The sequence below is a fragment of the Vibrio sp. TMPB1044 genome (genome assembly GCF_030442075.1).
Taxonomy (GTDB): Bacteria; Pseudomonadota; Gammaproteobacteria; order Enterobacterales; family Vibrionaceae; genus Vibrio; species Vibrio satsumensis.
Genome location: NZ_JAUJED010000020.1, coordinates 232,788 through 255,252, shown reverse-complemented (window position 1 = coordinate 255,252; position 22,465 = coordinate 232,788). Strand labels below are relative to the sequence as shown.

The following is a 22,465-nucleotide window of genomic DNA, read 5'->3' as shown; positions in this document are numbered from 1 at the left end:
CATCAAATATTAACGAATAATACCGCGCTCAGAGCTCTCTAGCATTTCTAGCATAGGAGCTACCGAAGCAAACTCTTTTGCCATTTCAACTAAAGCCACTTTCGCTTCTTCAAGTGTTTTACCTGAACGGTATAACTCTTTGTACGCTTTCTGTAGTGCACGAATTTCTGGTTTCTCAAATCCGTTACGCTTCAAGCCCACTAAGTTAAGACCGAATGGAGCAGCATGGTTACCCTGTGCAAGCACGTACGGCAGTACATCTTGAACTACAGCAGAACAGCCACCAATGTACGCATAAGCACCAATAGAACAGAATGGGTGAATCGCAGAAAGCGCCATCACACCAGCGTAGTCGCCAACCGTAACGTGACCGCCAAGAATAGCGTTGTTACCAATATGAGTGTGGTTACCAACAATAACATCGTGTGCTACGTGAGCATTAACACAAAGTAAGTTGTCATCACCAATTACTGTGGTTGCTTTGTCTTGAACCGTACCACGGTGGATTTGAACCGCTTCACGGATCACGTTGCGATCACCGATCACAACTGTTGTCTCTTCACCACCGTATTTCTTGTCTTGGTTTTCTTCGCCAATAACAGCATGTGGGAAGATACGGTTTTCTTTGCCAATGGTTGTATGACCTTTGATCACAACATGCGACATCACTTCAGTGTCGTCACCAATTGTCACGTTACCAGCAATGTAAGTGAAAGGCCCAACTGTCACGTTAGCACCGATAGTTACATCACCTTCGATTACTGCTGCCGGGTGAATTTTCGCTGTTTCATGAATCATATTAAAACTCTCTACGAGCACATTTAAGTTCAGCTGAACATACAACTACGCCGTCAACTTTAGCAACACCGTTAAACGATGCGATGCCACGACGCTCTTTTAAGAATTCTACTTCGATAACCAGTTGGTCACCTGGCACTACTGGCTTACGGAATTTAGCTTTATCTACACTAGCAAAGTAGTACAGCTCGTTACCAGAAGGCGCACCGAAAGATTTAAATGCTAGAAGGCCTGTTGCTTGTGCCATTGCTTCTAAGATCAACACGCCTGGGAATACAGGAAGCTGAGGAAAGTGGCCTGTGAACTGAGGTTCGTTAACAGAGACATTCTTAATTGCAGTCAGTGTTTTTTCTTTTTCAAAGCTAGTCACACGATCAACCATTAAGAATGGGTAGCGATGAGGTAATAGTTCCTGAATTTCAGTAATGTTCATCGTTGTCTGTTCAGTAGTCAAAGTCGTATTCCTATGTATATTCTTTATTTAATTAGAAGGATTATAAACGAAAAAGACTCGCTGTACGCGAGCCTTTTATTAGAAATGCTGGAATTATGATTCCGCGCTCTTCTCGATAAGTTTTTCAACGGTTTTCAAACGCTTGTTCATTTCATCAATACGATGAACACGCGTTGCTGTTTTACGCCAATCTTTGTTTGGCTGTAAAGGAATACCCGAAGAGTACATGCCTTTCTCAGTGATGCTGCGCATTACCATCCCCATACCGGTGATTGTAACGCCATCAGTAACTTCAATGTGACCATTAATCACACTACCACCACCAATAATACAGTACTTACCTATCGTCGTGCTGCCTGCAATGATAGTACCACCAGCAATAGCTGAACCATATCCGATGTGAACATTGTGAGCAATCTGAAGTTGGTTATCTAGGATAACGTTGTCTTCAATGATTGTGTCATCTAATGCGCCTCGGTCGATGGTAGTACACGCGCCAATTTCTACGCGGTTACCAATGCGAACAGAACCAACTTGCGGGATCTTAACCCACTCACCTTTCTCGTTCGCATAACCAAAGCCGTCAGAACCAATAACAGTGCTTGATTGAATCAAACATGCTTCACCAATCACAACTTCATGGTAAACGCTTACGTTAGCCCATAGCTTAGTGCCTGTGCCAATTTTCGCATTCTTACCAATAAAGCATCCAGCACCGATGATCACATCATCACTTAGTACCACACCAGACTCAATCACAGCGTTCGCACCAATAGACACATTTTGCCCAATGGTTGCATCGCTAGAGATTGAAGCAGAATCAGCAATAGCCGCTGCGGGTGCAGGAGTAGTATCAAGCGCTTGAGCTACCTTAGCAAAAGCAACGTAAGGGTCACTAACCACAATAACGTTGGTCTTACACAGTTCGCGCTCACTCTCTTTAACCATAATAGCAGATGCTTTACAGTCACCTAGGTGCTTGCTGTACTTCACGTTAGAAAGGAACGTAATGTTACCTTCTTGCGCTTTATCCATAGGAGCGACTGCTGAGACGGTAATCGTACCGTCTCCGTGTAGCTCTCCCCCAGTAATCGTTGCCAATTCGGCTAAAGTCAGGTTCTTCATAAAACTTATTTCAGTGATTTAATTACTTGCTCAGAGATGTTGTATTCAGGCTTACCGTATTGTAGAGCTTGAATATCAACGATCATGTCGTAGCCTTCTTTCTCGGCAACTTTAGTTACAGCATCTTGAATCACTTTGAACAGCTTCTGCTTCTCTTGTGCTTCACGACGTTGACTTGCTTTTTCTAGTGCTTGAGCTTTGATTTTGTACTTGCTGTCTAGTTGGCCTACTTCAATACGAAGCTTTTCAACCTCGTCAGGGCCAAGTAGTTCGCCATCACGCTTAAGCTTTTCAATCTTAGTCTTTGCTTCAGCTTGAATGCTCTGTAACTCAGCCGCTTTATCTTTGAACTCTTCCTGCATTTTTTGAAGAACAACTTCACGCTGAGGTAGAGCCTGGAATACTTGTGCAGTGTTTACATAACCCACTTTTTGCGCAGCTTCGGCAGCTGTTGCAAAGAAAGAAGAGCTAAGAACTACAAGGCCTAAACCTGCTGCTTTAATCATATTTTTCAAAATATTGTCCTTTAAATATTAGAAAGTTCTACCAATGGTAAATGTGAAGAATTCCTCATCATCACCTTCGTAAATTTTAACTGGTTTCGCTAGAGAGAAAACCAGTGGGCCCATCGGTGACATCCATTGCAGGGCAGCACCATAAGATGAACGGTAATTTGTTGGATCAGAGTAATCGTAGTAGTACTGACTGCCACTGTTAGGTGCGCCACGGTCTACAAACTCTGTATCCCATACACTTGCCATGTCGAAGAAGACACTGGTTCGAATCTGGCTGCGCGCTTCATCAGAAGCAAACGGCGTTGGGACAATTAACTCTAAACTGGCCAAAGCAACCGCGTTACCACCAACTGAATCATCGGTTGCAGAACTGTACGTAGGGTTATTTCCTGTACTGCTTCCGTAAACGGCTTTCGGACCTGCTGAGTTAGAACCAAAGCCACGTAGGGTTGTAAAGCCACCCGCATAGTAGTTCTCATAGAACGGGAACAAGTTATCGTTACCATCCGTTTGACCATAACCATTACCATAGCCTAATCGGCCACGCATCAATAGTGTGAACTCATGCTTTTTGGTCAGCGGGATGTAATGTTTTACATCGTACTGTGCTTTGAAGTACTTAGCATCAGAGCCTGGTACTGTCATTTTAGCGAAAGCACGTTGGTGGTTACCCTCAGTTGGGAAGAAACCACGGTTCAAGTTGTTACGCGTCCAGGAAATATTGATATCGAAGTCATCAGTTAAGATGTGCTCGTCACCATATTGGTCAATACTTCTCGCGAACTGTTCAACTTGGATATAGGTTGGAACGTTACCGATTTTGTTGTGTGTATAACCAACACCAAACTCGATACGGTTCAGCTCATCCATAGGGAAACCCCATGTTAGGCTAGTACCATAACTTTGGTTGGTATAGTCGACAATACCCGCTTCAGAGGCTTCGAATTCGTTGTAGAAGATCTTACCGCCTAGACTCACACCATCAAGGTTCCAGTATGGGTCACGGTAGTCTAAACTCACGTTCTTTTGGTAATCGTTCATCATGGCACTTACACCAACACGGTTACCTGAGCCTGCAAAGTTGTCTTGTTGTAAACCAACTTGGAAACTGACACCTGATTCCGTACCGTAGCCGACACCAAAGTTGATGCTGCCTGAGTTAGCTTCCTTAACGTTGTAAACCAAATCAACTTGGTCTTCACTACCAGGAACACGAACTGTTTGTACATCAACCGTTTCAAAGAAACCTAAACGGTTAAGACGGCTCTTACCAGTATCAATTGACTTAGAGTTAAGCCAGCTGCCTTCCATTTGACGCATTTCACGACGAAGAACTTCATCTTTCGTTGAGTTATTGCCCGTGAATCGAATGTCGCGAACATAGATACGGCTACCCGCTTCTACATTGATAACTAACGACACTTCTTTGGTCTCATCATTGAATTCAGGAATCGTACGAACTTGTGGGTACGCATAACCAGATTCACCAAGAATTCGTTTTACGCTCTCTTCTAAAGACGTTACCGATGAACCGTTATAAGTATCACCGTCTTCAAATGGCACTAGCGCTTCAAAATCAGCCTCACGGCCGATAAGTTCACCACGAAATGCGACATCTTTAACGGTGTAGGCTTCGCCTTCATCAATACCAAGCGTGATATAAACGCCTTTCTTATCTGGAGAGATCGCAACCTGAGTAGAGTCTACCTTAAACTTAAGGTAACCACGGTCGAGGTAGTAAGATTTCAGCGCTTCGATATCACCCGCTAATACTTGCTTCTGATATTTTTCATCCGCAAGGAAGTTCCACCATGCAACATCAACGTTCAGATTAAAGCGGCTAAGTAGCTCAGCGTCTGAGAAGACTTCGTTACCGATAAAGTTGATTTGCTGAATCTTAGCAGATACGCCTTCAGTAAAGACAAACTTAAGGTCAGAACGATTACGAGGCAAAGGCGTCACAACCGCTTTTACTGTCGCGTTGTACTTACCAACACTGTAGTAAAAATCTTCAAGACCTTTCTCGATGTTGCTTAGCGTAGTACGGTCAAGGGCTTCACCTTCACGAACGCCAGACGCATCTAGGTTCTGTTGAAGTTGTTCTTCTTTGATCGCTTTGTTACCCGAGAATGAGATACTTGCGATAGTCGGTCGTTCTTTCACTTGAACAACTAAAACACCTTCATCGCGAAGGACTTTAACATCCTCAAAGTTACCCGAAGCATACAATGCACGAATGATCTCAGATACATCGCTTTCATCCACTTCATCGCCAATACGTACTGGCATTTTCAGTAGAGCTGCACCAAGTGCAACACGCTGTAAACCTTCAATCTTGATATCTTGAACTACAAAGTTTTGTGCTCCATTCGCTGCCACACTAGTGGCTAATAGACTTGCGAACAGAATTTGCTTAATCGCCATACTTATTCTAATTATTCCTTGCTACTACCAATGCCTGTGAGAAACCATTCACAGACGAGTAAAATCATTAAATATTGCCAGAGCCATCAAAGAGAAGAGGATTGCACCTCCCACTCTGTATCCCATTTCCTGAACTTTCTCAGGGACCGGTTTACGAGTAATGGCCTCAATAGCGAAAAAGAGCAAATGTCCGCCATCAAGCATAGGCAGCGGAACCAAATTAATAATACCCAAGTTAACACTAATCAGAGCCAAAAAGCCTAAGAAGTAAACCAAACCGTAATCGGCGGTTGTCCCTGCACCTTTAGCTATTGAAATCGGGCCACTCAAGTTATTTAAGCCAACATCACCAACGATGAGCTTCTTAAGCATTGTCAGCGTCAATCCAATGATTTGACCTGTTTTATCAAATGCTTTTCCTACAGACTCAATTACACCAAATTGTAACTCAAAGCGATAATCTTCTGGCCATTCTGCGACTTCTGGAGCAATACCTGCATAGCCAATTGTCGAACCATCAGAAAGCTCGCGACTTTTTGGCGTCATAACTAATGGCTGTTCAACCCCATTTCGCAATACGACCAAGTCCAATGATGTCATTGGATTTGCACGAATTAACTCAACAACCGACTGCCACTGTTCAATAGGCTGTCCATTAATCTCAACAATTTTGTCACCAGCCTTTACTCCGGCATCGTATGCCGCACCGTCATCAATGACTTGAGCAAGCACTGTCGATATCTCTGGAGAATACGGTCTAAAGCCCAGCGTTGTCATTGCAGATTCAGTTTCTGGGTTGAATGACCAGTCTGAAATATCCAATGCCATCTGCTGTTCAAAGCCGATATCGTCTTGAGAAGAAACCGTTACAGTCATGGACTGATCACCAATATGTGATATCAAACCCATATTGACTGATTCCCAATCTGCGGTTTTGATTCCTGAAATAGATTTAAGTTCCATTCCAGTTTCAATTCCGGCTTGTGCAGCAATAGATTGCGGAGTGACTTCACCGATTACAGGTTTAACCGCCGGCACGCCAATCAAAAATACTAGCCAATATGCAAAGACGGCAAAGATAAAGTTAAACGCAGGACCTGCACCAACTATCGCCGTTCTTTTCCACAATGGCTTCTTATCAAAAGCGTATTGTTGTTCATCTTCAGAAAGATCGTCAACACGACCATCAAGCATCTTAACGTAGCCGCCCAATGGAATGACTGACAAGCTGTATTCCGTACCATCACGGCCAACTTTGCTCCAGATTGATTTACCAAAACCAATCGAGAATTTCTCAACTTTCACACCACAGCGACGAGCAACCCAGAAATGTCCAAACTCATGAACAGCGACCAGAATGCCAAGCGCTACTATAAAGGATGCGAAGTTCCACAGAATTCCACTCATGCTAGCTGCTCTTTAATAAATTGATTGGCTAATTGACGAGACATATTATCTAGCTCGAGAAGGCTTTCCAAGCTATCTAAGCCCTCAGAGTTATGTTGTTCACATACTTTGCTCATAACATGTTCGTTAATGACAGCAATATCGGTAAACTTCACTCGATTGTTCAAGAAAGCATCGACGGCAATTTCGTTTGCCGCGTTAATTGCGGTTGTAGCATGCTGACCCAAGTAGCAAGCTTCAATCGCTAACCTTAAACATGGATAACGACTAAAGTCTGGTTCTAGAAAAGTAAGCTCGCCCACTTTAGTGAAATCCAGAGGCTTAACGCCCGCTTCTGTTCGCTCAGGGTAAGACATCGTTAAAGCGATTGGCGTCGCCATATCCGGCTCGCCCATTTGAGCAAGCACAGAGCCGTCCTTATACTGAACCATAGAATGAATCACAGATTGAGGATGAATAATCACTTTCAACTGTTCTTGAGAGGCATTAAATAACCATTTCGCTTCAATGTACTCTAAGCCTTTATTCATCATGGTCGCTGAATCGACAGAGATCTTAGGGCCCATAGACCAGTTAGGGTGTGCGATAGCGCGTTCAGGAGTCACTGATTCCAACTCAGCCACGTCGGTATAACGGAAAGGACCACCAGAACCAGTTAGTAGAATATGGTTAATACCGTTGGCTTCTAAATCACAGCGACCTAGATTGGTTTGGACGTTTTGCGACAAACACTGGAAGATAGCATTATGTTCACTGTCGACAGGAAGTAGCTCAGCACCGTACTTTTCCACGGCGTCTATAAACAACTGTCCAGACATCACCAAGGCTTCTTTATTAGCAAGCAAGATACGCTTACTAGCCTTAACCGCAGCCATAGTAGGAAGCAAGCCTGCTGCGCCAACAATCGCAGCCATAACAGTGTCTACTTCATCTAGGGAAGCGACCTGACACATGCCTTCTGAGCCTGAAAGCACTTTGATGTTTGGGTAATCCGAAGACAACACATCACTCAGTTGAGACGCTGCATCGGGGCAAGCCATCGCAACATAGCTTGGTTGCCACTTTTCAACTAGCGCCAGCATCTTTTCAACATTCGAACCGGAGGCTAGTGCCACGACCGTATAAAGATCTGGGTTTTGCTCAACGACTTTTAGTGTACTTGCACCAATAGAGCCGGTAGCGCCAAGGATAGTTAGATTTCGCATCACATATGACCGTAGAAATGTAATAAAGGGCAGAATCACTGCCCTTTTTTATTAGAATGCTAAATAAAGCAGAGCAAAGACAGGGAATGCAGCCGTTAAGCTATCTATTCTATCTAGTATACCACCATGACCAGGAATCAGATTACTGCTGTCTTTCACCCCAGACACACGCTTAAACATGCTTTCAACAAGGTCACCAAGAACAGAGATAACGACGGTCACAAGAGTAATAACAATCATGTGAAGAGGACTTGTGAATTGGATATCAAACAAGTCAGCAAAGATCCAAGCCACGATCACTGCAGTAATGATGCCACCAATAAGACCTTCAATCGTTTTATTCGGGCTTACCGCCGGGGCCATTTTGCGCTTACCAAAGCTCTTTCCTGAAAAGTAAGCACCGCTGTCCGCCGCCCAAACGAGCAAGCAAACAAACATCACCAATTTTGCACCGTGGTAGGGATCAACATCGATACCGTTAGCACGCAGGATAACCACACTCCAGAAGAATGGCAGCAGAGTCAGCACACCAAAGGCGTGACGAAGAAGAGAAGAATCTTTCCATGCAGGCATAGACTTAGGATAAGTCACCGCCATACCACTCGCTATTACCCACCAAATTGAGCCAATCGTTAGAATGGCGTAGTGAGCAGTAGACAAGTTATTAAGGCTAAATGCATCAAAAGGGATAAAAGCAAAACTTGCGGCACTAACCACAACCGTTGGAATCAACGCTAAATAACGCGATTTGCTTTCAATAAACTGAGTCCACTCCCAAAAACCTAATAGCGAGATCACCGCTAATGAAAGAATAAATGTAGGAAGTGATAACTCGAAAATGCCTAGAATAACTAGGGGAGCTAAAATCAACGCCGTAATAATTCGTTGTTTCAAACCAAAAAATCCTTATTAACTGTCCATCAGAGCTTTGATTTGCTCACCGGTGCATCCAAAACGACGCTCACGGTTTACAAACCAAGTCACAGCTTCTACTAAGCTGTCTTCATTAAAGTCTGGCCAGAATTGTTCAGTGAAATACATTTCGGCGTAAGCCAACTGCCAAAGCATAAAATTACTAATGCGGCATTCACCACTGGTACGGATAAGTAGATCGACTTCAGGAATATCTGCCATCGTCAGATGCTGTGTAATCATAGCTTCATCAATGTCATCTACATTAATATCACCAGACTTTACCTGTTGAGCAATAGAGGTCATTGCTTGCTGAATATCCCACTTACCGCCGTAGTTAGCCGCAATATTAATAACCATACCGGTATTGGTGCTAGTCAAAGCTTCCGCTTCTTCTATCTTCTTTTGTAGTCGATCATTGAAACGACTTTTATCACCAATAACACGAAGTTGTAGATTATTTTTATGAAGCTTTTTTACTTCACTCGATAGCACTGAAATAAACAGTTCCATCAAAATACCGACTTCTTCTTCAGGACGACGCCAGTTCTCGCTACTAAACGCAAAAAGAGTAACGGCTTTAATGCCAAGTCTGGCTGCAGAAGAGATAGTTTTACGAACGGCTTGAACACCGTTTTTATGGCCAAAGACGCGAGGCTTGCCCTGAGCTTTTGCCCAGCGACCATTACCATCCATAATGATAGCAATGTGTTTAGGAAGAGAGTCTGTGAACGCTTGAGAATTATGCATAAAAGAGTGAATCAAATTCTAATAGTCGAACAGAGTAGCATAAAAAAACGCTGCACCGTGAGTACAGCGTTTTTCCGGAAAGAAAAGAATAGGGAAAATTAAACTTCCATCAACTCTTTTTCTTTAACAGCTAGAACTTCGTCTACGTTCTTAACCGCAGCGTCAGTTAGCTTTTGAATTTCGTCTTGTGCTTTACGATCTTCATCTTCAGAGATTTCTTTATCTTTCAGAAGTGCTTTTAGATCGCCATTCGCGTCACGACGGATGTTACGGATAGCAACACGGCCACCTTCAGCTTCGCCACGAACGATTTTAACTAGGTCTTTACGACGCTCTTCCGTTAGCGGAGGAAGTGGAACACGGATAACTGTGCCAGCAGACATAGGGTTTAGGCCTAGGTCAGATGTCAGAATTGCTTTTTCAACTAGAGGAGTCAGTGTTTTATCAAACACTGTAATAGCTAGTGTACGTGCATCTTCAGCGATAACGTTAGCTACTTGAGTCAAAGGCGTTGGAGCACCGTAGTACTCAACAGTAAGACCAGAAAGTAGGCTTGGGTGCGCACGACCTGTACGAATCTTTTGCAGGCTGTTTTTTAGTGCATCAACACTTTTTACCATGCGCTCTTGAGCGTCTTTTTTGATTTCGTTAATCACAATTTCACCTTGATTATGTTCTTTCTTCAAGAAAGCTTTTTATTTGAGTGATAAGGATAAGCTTACCAAAGTCTAACACCTCAGTAAGCCCGAAAAATTAGTCAGCGTCGCTGATTAATGTACCTTCAGTTTCACCCATAACCACGCGACGTAGTGCGCCTGGTTTATTCATGTTAAATACGCGGATTGGCATTTTGTGATCACGTGCTAGCGTAAATGCAGCCAAGTCCATTACTTTAAGTTCTTTATCAAGAACTGTGTTGTAAGACAACGTATCATACAGCTCTGCGTCTGGGTTTGCTACAGGGTCAGAAGTAAATACACCATCTACTTTTGTCGCTTTTAGAACTACGTCAGCTTCGATTTCGATACCACGGAGACATGCAGCAGAATCCGTAGTGAAGAATGGGTTACCAGTACCAGCAGAGAAGATCACAACGCGACCTTGACGTAGTTGGCTGATTGCGTCTGCCCAGTTGTAGTCGTCACACACACCTTTAAGAGGGATTGCAGACATTACACGTGCGTTTACGTAAGCACGGTGAAGAGCGTCACGCATTGCAAGGCCGTTCATTACCGTTGCAAGCATACCCATGTGGTCACCAACAACGCGGTTCATACCTGCTTCAGCAAGGCCTGCACCACGGAAAAGGTTACCACCACCGATAACAACGCCTACTTGAACACCTAGTTCAACCAATTCTTTCACTTCTTGAGCCATACGATCAAGGATCGTCGGGTCAATACCAAAACCTTCTTCGCCTTGTAGTGCTTCACCGCTAAGTTTTAACAGAATACGTTGATACGCCGGTTTAGGGTTCGTAGTCATGGAGTTTACCTTCCAAAGAGTTGATGATTAACAGTCATGGATAAAAACTGAATAGCTCAGTTTGCATTCATAACAGCTAAAAAATAATTCACTATTCATAAAAAGACCGCAGCATTTGCCACGGTCTCTTTTCAAACAATACGCTAAGGATTAACCTTTTTGTACCGCTGCAACTTCGTCAGCAAAGCTCATTTCAGCTGCTTTCTCGATGCCTTCACCAACTTCTAGACGTACGAAGTTAGATACTGAAGCGCCTTTCTCTTTAAGGATAGCGCCAACAGTCTGCTTAGGCTCCATGATGAAAGCTTGACCAGTTAGAGAGATTTCGCCCGTGAATTTCTTCATACGGCCAACAACCATTTTCTCTGCGATTTCAGCTGGTTTGCCTTCGTTCATAGCGATTTCAACTTGAACTGCTTTTTCTTTAGCAACTACGTCTGCAGGTACGTCTTCTGGGTTTAGGAACTCAGGACGTGATGCAGCAACGTGCATTGCAACGTGCTTAAGAGTTTCAGCTTCGCCTTCACCAGCAACAACAACACCGATTTTCTCACCGTGACGGTAAGAAGCTAGTGCAACACCTGAAACGTACTGTACGCGACGGATGTTGATGTTTTCGCCGATTTTTGCAACTAGAGCAACACGAGTCTCTTCGAACTGTGCTTGTAGCTCTTCAACAGTTGCTTGAGAAGCTACTGCAGCAGCTGCAACTTCTTCTGCGAATGCTGTGAAGTTAGCATCTTTTGCTACGAAGTCAGTTTGGCAGTTAACTTCAAGAAGAGCAGCTACGCCGTTCTCTTCTTTGATGATGATTGCGCCTTCAGCAGCAACGTTACCAGCTTTCTTAGCTGCTTTCGCTGCGCCAGACTTACGCATGTTTTCAATTGCTAGTTCGATGTCAGCGTTTGCTTCTACAAGCGCTTTCTTACATTCCATCATGCCAGCGCCAGTGCGCTCGCGAAGTTCTTTAACTAGAGCTGCAGTTACAGTTGCCATTCTCTATTCCTCAGTAAATTCTAAAAAAGATAAAAAACAGGGGCCTAATTAATTGGCCCCTGATATTGACTGTATTCAGTCCGTTAAGCCACCGATTATGACCGCTTAATATGAACTAAATATGGCTCAGAGCCGCTATTATTCAGCTTCTACAAAACCGTCTTTTTCAGCAGCTACAGCAGCAACATCTTTGTTGCGACCTTCTTTAACCGCGTCTGCAGCAGCGTTTAGGTAAAGCTGTACTGCACGGATTGCATCGTCGTTACCTGGGATAACGAAGTCAACGCCGTCTGGGTTAGAGTTAGTATCAACTACAGCGTAAACTGGGATACCTAGGTTGTTTGCTTCTTTAACTGCGATGTGTTCGTGATCAGCATCGATTACGAATAGAGCGTCTGGAAGGCCGCCCATGTTCTTGATACCACCAAGAGATTTCTCTAGCTTCTCCATTTCACGAGTACGCATTAGAGCTTCTTTCTTAGTAAGCTTGTCGAAAGTACCGTCTTGAGCTTGCGCTTCAAGTTCTTTCAGACGCTTGATAGACTGACGAACAGTTTTGTAGTTCGTTAGCATACCGCCTAACCAGCGGTTGTTAACGTAGAACTGGTTGCTGTTGATAGCAGCTTCTTTAACAGCTTCAGATGCAGCGCGCTTAGTACCAACAAAAAGAACTTTACCTTTCTTCTCGCCAACTTTAGCGATTTCAGCTAGAGCGTCGTTGAACATTGGTACAGTTTTTTCTAGGTTGATGATATGTACTTTGTTACGAGCACCAAAGATGAATGGCTTCATTTTTGGGTTCCAGTAACGAGTTTGGTGACCGAAGTGAACACCAGCTTTAAGCATATCGCGCATTGATACAGTTGCCATTTTAAAATCCTCTATGGGGTTAGGCCTCCACATCCCCCATGAATCCGACCCCTAACAACTAACCACTTTTCAGCCGTTATTTGTGTTGTTGAGGCACCCCGGAACATGTGTCGGAATGTGTGTGATTTAAAGAAATAAGTTAGTGGACACAAAGCTTGTTTCGCCAATTGGAGAAAACACTCCTGATGTCCGGCGCGCTTTATACCATATTTTGTCTATCTATGGCTAGAAAAAAATCGAAAAATGGCGACTGCTATACTGACCTCATAAAGGCGAATTCCCTCTATAATTGGCATCCATATTAAGTTGCTTCTACATCTTTTAACCGAACATTATTTACTCAGGTTAAACAGTATCCATCGGTATTGTGCGGATATGGGAATGTTGCGCTAAAATGCTGCACTGATAGAATAGCCCCAATATGCACACTTAGGTGCTACCAAATTAAGAGATATGCAATGGCTGTAAAAATTAAAACTGCTGAAGAAATTGAAAAGATGCGCGTCGCCGGCAAACTGGCTTCTGAAATTCTAGAGATGATTGAACCTCATATCCAAGTAGGTACAACGACAGAAGAGCTAAACCAAATCTGTCACGAGTACGCTACGGAAAGAGGCGCATACTCAGCACCACTTGATTACCACGGTTTCCCTAAGTCAATCTGTACGTCTATCAACCACATTGTGTGCCATGGTATTCCAGCATCACAAGACGAAACTGGTAGCACAGGTCAATTCAAACCGGCTGTATTAAAAGATGGCGACATTCTTAACGTTGATATCACGGTAATCATCCCTGATGACGAAAACGCAGACCTAAGCGTTCGTCCACAAGGTTACCATGGCGACACCTCTAAGATGTTCCTTGTGGGTGAAGTTTCACCAGCAAACAAGCGTCTATGTATGGTTGCTCAAGAAGCACTTTACGAAGGCATGCGCCAAGTAAAGCCTGGTGTCCAGCTTGGCCAAATAGGTACTGCTATCGAGAAGTACATCAAAACAAACAATAAGAACAACCCACGCGCGAAATTCTCAATTGTTAAAGATTACTGTGGTCACGGCATTGGGGCTGAATTCCATGAAGACCCACAAGTCGTTCACTACAAAAACAACGACCGCACTGTATTAAAAGCAGGTATGTGCTTCACTATCGAGCCAATGATCAACGCAGGTAAATTTGGCTGCCGTCTTGATGACCAAGATAGCTGGACCGTTTACACAGCCGACAGCAAGAACTCGGCGCAGTGGGAACACACACTAGTTGTGACGGATACTGGTTGTGAAGTACTGACACTACGCAGCGACGATACGATTCCACGCATCATGAAGAACGCTTAGTTCGCCGAACTGAACGCATCAGCCTTTTAAAAATATCCTCGCATTATCGAGGATATTTTTTTATCCGCTCAATTTCGACTTTCCATCAGCTTCTGTTAAATTGTTTACTATTCTCATTTGCTTGCACGGATAGCAGACTATGCCTTATCAATGCCCTCTTACGTTCAATGACGAACAAATTGAAATCTGCGAATTAAAAAATCAGCTCGAGATCTTCACGCAGTATCAAAAAAATGAATTTCTGAATCACCACCCAGTTACCGACTTAGTTCTGTTGCGCTCCGAGTACATGGATTTGCTTCTCAGTCGATTATGGGATCACTTCGGATTCAGCAAACTGCCTCATATCTCACTGGTCGCAGTGGGCGGCTATGGCCGTGGCGAACTTCACCCCTTGTCTGACATTGATATCCTTATCGTCTCGCAGAAAGCATTGCCACCAGCACTCGGCGAAAAAGTCAGCCAGTTCATCACCCTACTCTGGGATTTGAGACTCGAAGTTGGTCACGCGGTACGTACCATTGCCGAATGTCTTGATATAGGCATTGATGATTTAACCGTTGCTACCAACCTGCAAGAGTCACGTTTATTGTGCGGCAGTGAAGACACCTTCCAAGAATTAAAACTGAAGATTCACTCTGATTCATTTTGGCCTAGTGAAACCTTCTACAAGGCTAAGATTCAAGAACAAAGAGAGCGCCACGCTCGCTACCACGACACCACTTACAATCTAGAACCCGATATCAAATCGACTCCGGGTGGATTAAGAGACATCCACACTCTGAGCTGGGTTGCGCGTCGCCATTTCGGTGCGACCTCTTTGTTAGAGATGAGCAAATACGGTTTTCTAACCGATGCGGAGTATCGTGAATTAGTTGAGTGCCAAGATTTCCTATGGCGCGTTCGTTTTGCGCTGCACATTGAACTGCGCCGTTACGACAACCGTCTCACCTTTGCCCATCAAGCCCAGGTAGCTGAACATCTGGGTTATACGGGCGAAGGGAATCGTGGCGTCGAGATGATGATGAAGGAGTTCTATCGAACACTTCGTCGCGTAGCTGAGCTTAATAAAATGCTTCTGAAACTGTTCGATCAAGCGATCATCAATGGCGGTCAGACCCAAGATGCGGAGATTCTCGATAATGACTTCCAACGTCGAGGGTCATTGATCGAAGCGCGTAAACCAGCTCTATTCCAAGCAAGACCAGAAACGATTCTCGATATGTTCATCCACATCGCGAATGACTCTTCCATCGAAGGTGTTAGCCCTCCAACATTACGACAACTGCGTACGGCGCGTCGTCGATTGAACCGATTCCTACATACCATTCCTGAAGCTCGAGACAAGTTCATGGCGTTAGTTCGCCACCCGAATGCACTGCACAAAGCCTTTAGCTTAATGCATAAACTCGGCGTGCTCTCAGCGTACTTACCGCAATGGAGTCAGATAGTAGGTCAGATGCAATTCGACCTGTTCCATGTTTACACCGTCGATGAACACAGTATTCGACTGCTCAAACACATCAACCGATTTGGTCAAGTCGAAAACCACGACAAGCACCCTATCTGCTGTGAAGTCTACCCTAGAGTGCAAAAGAAAGAGTTGTTGATCCTTGCAGCCATCTTCCACGACATAGGTAAAGGGCGCGGCGGAGATCACTCTGAGATTGGAGCAGTTGAAGCTTACTCTTTCTGTATCGAGCACGGGCTATCGAAACCTGAAGCAAAACAAGTCGCGTGGTTGGTACAAAATCACCTGTTGATGTCAGTAACGGCTCAGCGCCGTGATATCTATGACCCAGATGTGATCACCGAATTCGCCAAAAAAGTTCGTGATGAAGAGTCACTCGAACTATTGGTTTGTTTAACCGTGGCTGATATCTGTGCGACGAACCCTGAGTTATGGAACAGTTGGAAACGGACCCTACTCGCAGAGTTATTCCACTCAACTCAGCGTGCGCTGCGCCGTGGCTTGGAAAACCCGGTCGATGTTAGAGATCGTATTCGTCACAATCAACAAATGGCATCGGCACTGCTGCGTAAAGAAGGCTTCACAGCTCGTGAAATTGAAGTGCTATGGCAGCGTTTCAAGGCCGATTACTTCTTACGTCATACGCACAAACAAATCGCTTGGCATTGTGAGCACTTACTTCGCCTGGAAAATCCAAGCCAACCATTAGTACTGATCAGTAAGAAAGCGACACGGGGCGGTACCGAGGTGTTCGTTTACTGTAAAGACCAAGCGGCACTGTTTGCGACCGTGGTTGCCGAACTCGACAGGCGCAACTTTAACGTTCATGACGCGCAGGTCATGGTCAGCAAAGATGGCCATGTTTTGGATACCTTTATCGTACTAGACCAACATGGTGAAGCGATTGATGAAGCGAGACACAAAGCCGTTGCTAAACATTTGACTCATGTATTGGCTGATGGCCGCCCGACGAAGATAAAGACGCGTCGCACGCCACGTAACTTGCAGCACTTTAAGGTCAAAACCTTAGTTGAGTTCCTGCCAACCAAGAGCAAAAAGCGCACCTTGATGGAGTTAAGAGCCCTTGATACGCCGGGGTTATTGGCTCAAGTGGGTGCAACCTTTGCGGAACTAGACATCAACTTACACGGTGCGAAAATCACAACCATCGGTGAACGTGCAGAAGATTTGTTTATTCTGACCAGTGAAGCAGGGGGAAGGCTGTCTGAAGAACAAGAACAGGCGCTAAGAGAACGATTAACCGAGCACGTTTCGGAACTCGCACCTTAGAAAGCTAATGCAGGCTATCACCAGGTTTAATAACTAAATAAGAGTGGGTAAAGATAGAGAGCGATCTTGCCCACAACTTACAATCAATTCACAGATATCAACTATCTAGCTCGTCGTTAGGCTGCTACATTGATCAAGTCAATTACATAAAAGTATTACATTCATAACCTAGAGGTCGCTTATGTATCCAAACCTCACTGGCTTAGGTATCCACGAACCTAAACAGATTGAACGTTACTCCCTTCGCCAAGAAGCGCACAAAGATATCCTGAAGATTTATTTTCGTAAGCAGAAAGGTGAACTGTTCGCAAAAAGCGTTAAGTTTAAGTACCCACGACAAGTAAAAAGTGTGCTTGTTAGCGGTGGCAATAATCAATACAAAGAAGTGACCGAGATTAACCGCAACCTCACTCTTGTAATTGATGAGCTCAACAAAATCACCAAACCTACGCCAACGGCTGAGGTGGATGTGAAGCAGAAGATCCTTACCGACTTACGCCATCTAGAGAAAGTGGTATCAAGTAAGATCGCTGAGATCGAAGCCGATCTAGAAAAGCTAAAATGATCCCGAGAAAAGATAACTAACAACCACGATGAGTTGTTACGCTCAGATCACGCAGACATTAAAAAGGGCTGATATCACTATCAGCCCTTTGTTTTACTTTCTATGCTTACTTAGGTGCGTGTATTTTTACTTAGACGAACACGCTTTAGCATTGATTAAGTTGGTGTCCCACTCAAAAGTTTCAAACAACCTTAACCACGTTTCATCTAGGTTGGCCTTCATTACCAACTCTTCTTTAGTGAAAGGATGAATGAAACGTAATTCAGACGCATGTAGCAACAAACGGTGCGAACCTAAATCATCACGAAACAATCGGTTGTGCTTACCATCACCATGTGAAGTATCACCCACAATTGGGTGTCTTAGGTGAGCCATGTGACGACGCAGCTGATGTTTGCGACCAGTCTTTGGCATCATCTCAACCAAGCAGTAACGGCTCGTTGGGAAACGCCCCGTAGAATATGGTACTTCCACTTTTGCTAGCGGTTCATAAACTGTCACCGCCTCTTGCGCTTCTTTGTCTTCTTTCGCGAACTTATCTGCGATCTTATCCAGTTCAACCTTAAGCGCGTAATCGAGCGTATCACCCTCTTCTATCCATCCGCGAACAATTGCATGATAAGTCTTTTGCATCTCATGGTTAGCGAACATTGGCATCACCTCAGAGGCAACCTCGCTCGATAGAGCGAACACCAAGACGCCAGACGTTGGGCGGTCTAAGCGATGCAGAGGAAATACGTGCTGACCAATTTGATCACGCAGTGTTTGCATCACAAATTGAGTCTCGTGCTTATCCAACCATGAACGATGCACTAACATGCCCGCTGGCTTATTCACCGCGACAAAATACTCATCTTGATAAATGATCTCTAACATTACGCACATACCTCATCAATGCTCTGAATCGTCACTAGCAGTTCGAGTTTGTCTGCCTCATTTTTCCAAACTTCACCAAAATAAGGATAGATAGCAAAGCCCTTCGGTAGGGGCATTTTCGCATCCATCATTGCGTTGATCTTAACGATAAAGATCCACTGCAACCACTCTTCTGGCTGCAGAGAATCAATAGCAAAAGGCTCAACGCTCGCCAGAGCTTCGTCCGAAGGTGGAACATCACTCCACAGCGAACATTGGCGCATTTGTTGTTCTAATTGTTGAAGTAAAGGAGGTAACTTTGTGGCAGCTGTCATTTTTCACCAAGTTATTTATCTAGTGACCTTGAAATTGGGGCATAGAGTACCATCTATTTAGGAAAGAAAGTTAGGAGCTTTATTACTATGGAAACGATTCACACGCTCACTCAGTTACTAAAGAATAGCGGTTGCCAATACGATATCTACGACCTAGGTCGTCGCATTCAGAAGATCGACAACACCTTATTCTCTGATGTTGAGCAAGGGAAACAGCCGTACCCATTTCCACTTCAGAAACAAGCTCACTTAGCGATTAGTTACTGGAACGAACACAAGCAACCTTGGATTTGGTTCCTAAAGTTTAAACTGGACGAAAGAGGCCTATTGCATCAAGGCGATGTAGGCAACTTCCTTAAGTTTGTTATCGAAGCAATGGGCACACGTTTAAACGGCGAGATCAGCGAAGAGCAACAACAAAAGCTGTCTAACAACCCATACACGTTTAAGCCTTCAGAAGACAAGATGGCCGTGTTCCATAGCCAAGTAAGAGCCGGTTTAGATCTGGCGACGAGCCAATACTACGAACACGCTCAACGCTACTTCACTGGCGATCTAGGCTGGGACAACTGGAAAACTGTTGGTCTTCAAGGCATCACCGATATGTGTGCTCGCCTAGGCAGCCAGCAAAACGGTGTCGCGATTCGTAAAGCATTGAACAAACTGCCATCAGAACCTCTATACGCAACACTAGGGGCACTTGAACACACGCAAATCAATGACAAGCTGGCTCAACGCTTACAAGAGATGGCTGAAAGCGAGATTAATAGCCAAGAACCGGATCTGTTCTTGCTTTCAGCACTGGTACGTGCCCTTTCTGGCGCAGAGCAAAACACAACGAATGCCGTGATTAATCAAGTCTTGGCTAGCCCACGCCTAAGCCACCAAGAGGTGTTAATTGGTTTGGCTGGTCGCAGCTGGCACGCACTACAAGATCCAGCAATTGCTGAGCAATTCTTGTTGCGCCTCGCACAAACAGGCAACCAGAACCTGTTCAATCAGTTATTTGCAGATTTAGTGATGATTCCGACACTGAGAATGGTATTTTTACCATTATTGAACTCGAACCCATCACCAGAACTCGCCAATGCACTTGTTGAGTTACAACAAGCGGCTAAGTCGCAATAGTCGAATAAATCAAAAGCTGAACGACTTAATAGCAGTCTGGCTCAACCCCAATAGCTCGTAAGAATAAGCTCAAATCACGATTGGAATAGAGAGATAAAAGGAAGTATGGATTAAATGATAGATAACTTATTGGCTATTTTGATGCTGTGCTTCTTTTGCTTTCTATTTTGGCAGCAGCGCAGGCAATCAGAGCTTGCGAAGGCTGCCATTGCGAGAAAGTGTAAAGAGCTGGATTTACAATTGTTGAGTGTTGCTTTCAGTGGCCATAAGCTTAAGATGCGCCATGAGTTAACCACGATTTGGCGCTGGCATACAGTGTACCAATTTGAATTTTCAGCGTTAGGTGATGACCTGTACCAAGGCAAACTGACTATGGTAGGCTTCCGCTCTATGCGGTTTGAGCTACAGCCTCATAGAATGTAACGTCACAATACGCGGTATAGAGATATTCATGGTAAGGGCCAAACTGATCTTGTTTGGTCTCTTTAAATGCAAAGCCTAATTTTTCCAATAATTTAATTGATGGGTTATGGCCAACATTTACAGTCGCGACAACATTCGTTAGACGTTCTTCAAAACACACCAAACTAAAGAAAGGTTTTAGCACCTCACTAGCAAGACCTTGATTCCAGTATTCTTTATCCAAAATAAAACCAAGTTCATGCTTCCCCTCTTCCGATGAAACAAAGACATGCCCAAGATATTCACGGGTTTGGTTGTGGATGATCGCACGGCAGAAGCCGACGTTGTCTTGCAGTATCTCTTGAAATAAGTACTTAGCAGAGGCAATAGAGTGCGGCCCATTCATTTCAGCACGATTAATGGGGCAGCAATTCAACTTGATAAAGTCGTGTTGTAGCTGTTCGGTATAAGGAACCAACAGCGTTCTTGAGGTTGCTATCGTCATAAAACACTCCTTGTGTTGACCATTAGCAGAAAGCAGATGTAGTGCTCTTAAATAAAGAGCAGCGCCTAAATAAAACGCCAAGAAAAGAAAAGCCCCGACACCGAAGTGTCAGGGCTAGGGTCTTACTCGCAGCAGTCCGGCTACTAATTAATGCTCCATGCATCATCCATAATAGTGGCTGTAATCCTTCAGCTCTTTCCTTTACTTCGCCGTCCTAGCGGTGTCCAATCTTCCTGAAAGCTAACAATCCTAGTTAGCGCACATCACTTGTTCCGTGAGCGGTGTCCTTTACATCATCCTGATGCTAATCCAACCCTTTAATCCTAAAGGTGTCCATTGTCATTCCGTTGCAGCTAACTTCCTGTTAACTGACTGTATCCCTACAATATCCTTACGCTCCATGCTTGATCACTCAATCCTAAGTAACCAAATCTTCATCCTGAAGATAACCAAATCCTTGGTGCTTTCCTGTTCCGTGTCAGAATCCTTCCGACAAGGTTTAATTTACGCGATTTAGGGTTTCGGACAATAGATTTACATCACATTTTGAATCCGAAAAAGTTGTTAATTATATAAAACAAATAAAATTCAACACTTTAACTATATGCACATCAATCTCTCTAGCGATGTATTCGTGTTATCTCACAGCCTTTGTAAGAGATCTCTCACAAGCCATGGGCGGTTTTATGATTCGCTATCATTCACCAGAGCGAGTAAAATGACTGAAGACTAAAAATGGAGATCAACATGCTGACAAAAGATGTTTCTGAAGAGTTGAAATCAGTGCTTGAAGGACTGCAAGCGCAAGGCAAAGAACCGACAGTTGCTTTAGTTAAGGCTCGTATGAGCACATCCGTTCCGATGCCAGCTTTAATTACGACCATCAAGAGCTGGAAAAGCGCCAATCGCGTTCCTAAAGTTGAAGTCGCGACACAAGAAGAGCCTGCACTTGATCGTGTTAGCCAACTGGAAAAGCAAATCCTTGAACTCACTGCTCGCGTTGCCATGCTTGAAGCTAAACTAACTGATCAATAAGGCAACTGAGCAATAAGTTGACCGATAAATAAGCTAACAGAGAAATTAGAACACTATGAAGATATGGGTTGATGCGGACGCTTGTCCAAAGGTTATCCGAGAAACAATCGTACGCGCAGCTGAGCGCACAGGGGTTGAATGTACCTTTGTGGCAAACCATCTGGTTCCCGTTCCTAAACGCAATAACATTCACTCGATTCAAGTGCCAAGCGGATTTGATATTGCTGATGATGAAATCGTAAAACGCACTGAACCTGGCGACCTTGTAATTACATCCGATATCCCTCTGGCCGACGAAGTGATCACCAAAGGTGGGCAAGCACTCAGTTCTCGTGGCGAGCTTTATACCAAAGAGACCATCAAAGCACGTCTGAACATTCGTGACTTCATGGATACTATGCGCTCAAGTGGCATCCAAACTGGCGGACCAAGTACCCTTTCTCAAACCGATCGTCGAGAGTTTGCCAACCACCTTGATAAAATCCTCGCTAAGCGACCAAAATAGCCAATTTATTTTGTGTGCACCATTTTGAAGCCGGTCAAGATGGTGCTCCAAGCCTTATCCCAACAAAGATATACAGTTAACACATATCAGATATTG

23 protein-coding genes are annotated in these 22,465 nt (G+C 44.2%); 7 read left to right on the top strand and 16 right to left on the bottom strand.

Translation table 11 applies throughout. The annotated features are described in order from the left end of the window. Positions 1-9: 9 nt before the first annotated feature. The 13 genes from lpxA to rpsB all read right to left on the bottom strand — a co-directional run bounded on the left by lpxA (position 10) and on the right by rpsB (position 12,941). Positions 10-798, bottom strand: coding sequence for an acyl-ACP--UDP-N-acetylglucosamine O-acyltransferase (lpxA, locus tag QQ041_RS14780; RefSeq protein WP_146492100.1), 789 nt, complete (start codon positions 796-798; stop codon positions 10-12). A 1-nt stretch (position 799) separates the two neighbouring features. Continuing rightward, a complete protein-coding gene (gene fabZ, locus QQ041_RS14775; protein ID WP_009847408.1) occupies positions 800-1,252 on the bottom strand; it encodes a 3-hydroxyacyl-ACP dehydratase FabZ in 453 nt (150 codons plus the stop codon). Positions 1,253-1,345: 93 nt separating this feature from the next. Continuing rightward, a complete protein-coding gene (gene lpxD / locus QQ041_RS14770; RefSeq protein WP_285954318.1) occupies positions 1,346-2,377 on the bottom strand; it encodes a UDP-3-O-(3-hydroxymyristoyl)glucosamine N-acyltransferase in 1,032 nt (343 codons plus the stop codon). A 5-nt stretch (positions 2,378-2,382) separates the two neighbouring features. Next, positions 2,383-2,883, bottom strand: coding sequence for an OmpH family outer membrane protein (locus QQ041_RS14765; protein ID WP_004734343.1), 501 nt, complete (start codon positions 2,881-2,883; stop codon positions 2,383-2,385). Between the two features lie 27 nt (positions 2,884-2,910). After that, positions 2,911-5,316 (bottom strand): outer membrane protein assembly factor BamA, encoded by a 2,406-nt coding sequence (gene bamA, locus QQ041_RS14760; protein ID WP_060982524.1) that lies wholly within the window; start codon positions 5,314-5,316, stop codon positions 2,911-2,913. 48 nt (positions 5,317-5,364) lie between these two features. Next, complete coding sequence (gene rseP / locus QQ041_RS14755; RefSeq protein WP_285954317.1) at positions 5,365-6,723, bottom strand: sigma E protease regulator RseP; 1,359 nt, start codon at positions 6,721-6,723, stop codon at positions 5,365-5,367. Further along, the gene (ispC, locus tag QQ041_RS14750; RefSeq protein WP_285954316.1) at positions 6,720-7,928 is read right to left on the bottom strand and encodes a 1-deoxy-D-xylulose-5-phosphate reductoisomerase; all 1,209 of its coding nucleotides are present in this window, start codon (positions 7,926-7,928) and stop codon (positions 6,720-6,722) included. The genes rseP and ispC overlap by 4 nt, the downstream gene beginning before the upstream one ends. Before the next feature lie 51 nt (positions 7,929-7,979). Then, entirely contained in the window at positions 7,980-8,822 is an 843-nt protein-coding gene (locus QQ041_RS14745) for a phosphatidate cytidylyltransferase (protein ID WP_146492096.1), read from the bottom strand. Positions 8,823-8,837: 15 nt separating this feature from the next. Continuing rightward, positions 8,838-9,590: an isoprenyl transferase gene (locus QQ041_RS14740; protein WP_017063364.1), complete on the bottom strand. Its 753-nt coding sequence runs from the start codon at positions 9,588-9,590 to the stop codon at positions 8,838-8,840. Between the two features lie 98 nt (positions 9,591-9,688). Beyond that, positions 9,689-10,246, bottom strand: a complete 558-nt coding sequence (gene frr, locus QQ041_RS14735; protein ID WP_017060741.1) for a ribosome recycling factor — start codon at positions 10,244-10,246, stop codon at positions 9,689-9,691. 97 nt (positions 10,247-10,343) lie between these two features. Then, on the bottom strand, positions 10,344-11,075 hold the full coding sequence (pyrH, locus tag QQ041_RS14730) for a UMP kinase (RefSeq protein ID WP_017630771.1): 732 nt from the start codon (positions 11,073-11,075) through the stop codon (positions 10,344-10,346). A 150-nt stretch (positions 11,076-11,225) separates the two neighbouring features. Next, entirely contained in the window at positions 11,226-12,071 is an 846-nt protein-coding gene (gene tsf, locus QQ041_RS14725) for a translation elongation factor Ts (protein ID WP_017630772.1), read from the bottom strand. A gap of 138 nt (positions 12,072-12,209) precedes the next feature. Continuing rightward, the gene (gene rpsB / locus QQ041_RS14720) at positions 12,210-12,941 is read right to left on the bottom strand and encodes a 30S ribosomal protein S2 (protein WP_009847420.1); all 732 of its coding nucleotides are present in this window, start codon (positions 12,939-12,941) and stop codon (positions 12,210-12,212) included. Between the two features lie 458 nt (positions 12,942-13,399). On the opposite strand from rpsB, the gene map reads away from it, so the two are divergent. The 3 genes from map to QQ041_RS14705 all read left to right on the top strand — a co-directional run bounded on the left by map (position 13,400) and on the right by QQ041_RS14705 (position 17,604). Beyond that, positions 13,400-14,278, top strand: a complete 879-nt coding sequence (gene map / locus QQ041_RS14715; RefSeq protein ID WP_146492095.1) for a type I methionyl aminopeptidase — start codon at positions 13,400-13,402, stop codon at positions 14,276-14,278. Positions 14,279-14,417: 139 nt separating this feature from the next. Beyond that, a complete protein-coding gene (gene glnD / locus QQ041_RS14710) occupies positions 14,418-17,039 on the top strand; it encodes a bifunctional uridylyltransferase/uridylyl-removing protein GlnD (RefSeq protein WP_285954315.1) in 2,622 nt (873 codons plus the stop codon). A gap of 181 nt (positions 17,040-17,220) precedes the next feature. Continuing rightward, positions 17,221-17,604, top strand: coding sequence for a DUF3461 family protein (locus QQ041_RS14705; RefSeq protein WP_004734354.1), 384 nt, complete (start codon positions 17,221-17,223; stop codon positions 17,602-17,604). Positions 17,605-17,730: 126 nt separating this feature from the next. Here the strand turns inward: QQ041_RS14705 and truC are convergent, their stop codons facing one another. Together truC and QQ041_RS14695 are read right to left on the bottom strand one after the other, a co-directional pair. After that, entirely contained in the window at positions 17,731-18,480 is a 750-nt protein-coding gene (gene truC / locus QQ041_RS14700) for a tRNA pseudouridine(65) synthase TruC (RefSeq protein ID WP_146492093.1), read from the bottom strand. After that, complete coding sequence (locus QQ041_RS14695) at positions 18,480-18,794, bottom strand: YqcC family protein (RefSeq protein ID WP_285954314.1); 315 nt, start codon at positions 18,792-18,794, stop codon at positions 18,480-18,482. The genes truC and QQ041_RS14695 overlap by 1 nt, the downstream gene beginning before the upstream one ends. A gap of 87 nt (positions 18,795-18,881) precedes the next feature. On the opposite strand from QQ041_RS14695, the gene QQ041_RS14690 reads away from it, so the two are divergent. Together QQ041_RS14690 and QQ041_RS14685 are read left to right on the top strand one after the other, a co-directional pair. Continuing rightward, positions 18,882-19,922, top strand: a complete 1,041-nt coding sequence (locus QQ041_RS14690; protein ID WP_285954313.1) for a DUF3549 family protein — start codon at positions 18,882-18,884, stop codon at positions 19,920-19,922. Between the two features lie 114 nt (positions 19,923-20,036). Further along, a complete protein-coding gene (locus QQ041_RS14685) occupies positions 20,037-20,345 on the top strand; it encodes a DUF3301 domain-containing protein (RefSeq protein ID WP_017060748.1) in 309 nt (102 codons plus the stop codon). Here the strand turns inward: QQ041_RS14685 and QQ041_RS14680 are convergent. Further along, entirely contained in the window at positions 20,311-20,829 is a 519-nt protein-coding gene (locus QQ041_RS14680; RefSeq protein ID WP_285954312.1) for a GNAT family N-acetyltransferase, read from the bottom strand. The two genes, QQ041_RS14685 and QQ041_RS14680, sit on opposite strands and share 35 nt — an antisense overlap. 747 nt (positions 20,830-21,576) lie before the next feature. Here QQ041_RS14680 and QQ041_RS14675 point away from each other — a divergent pair. Next, positions 21,577-21,864, top strand: coding sequence for a hypothetical protein (locus QQ041_RS14675; protein ID WP_017069390.1), 288 nt, complete (start codon positions 21,577-21,579; stop codon positions 21,862-21,864). Positions 21,865-21,919: 55 nt separating this feature from the next. Then, positions 21,920-22,369, top strand: a complete 450-nt coding sequence (locus tag QQ041_RS14670) for a YaiI/YqxD family protein (protein ID WP_060982534.1) — start codon at positions 21,920-21,922, stop codon at positions 22,367-22,369. Positions 22,370-22,465 lie beyond the last annotated feature (96 nt).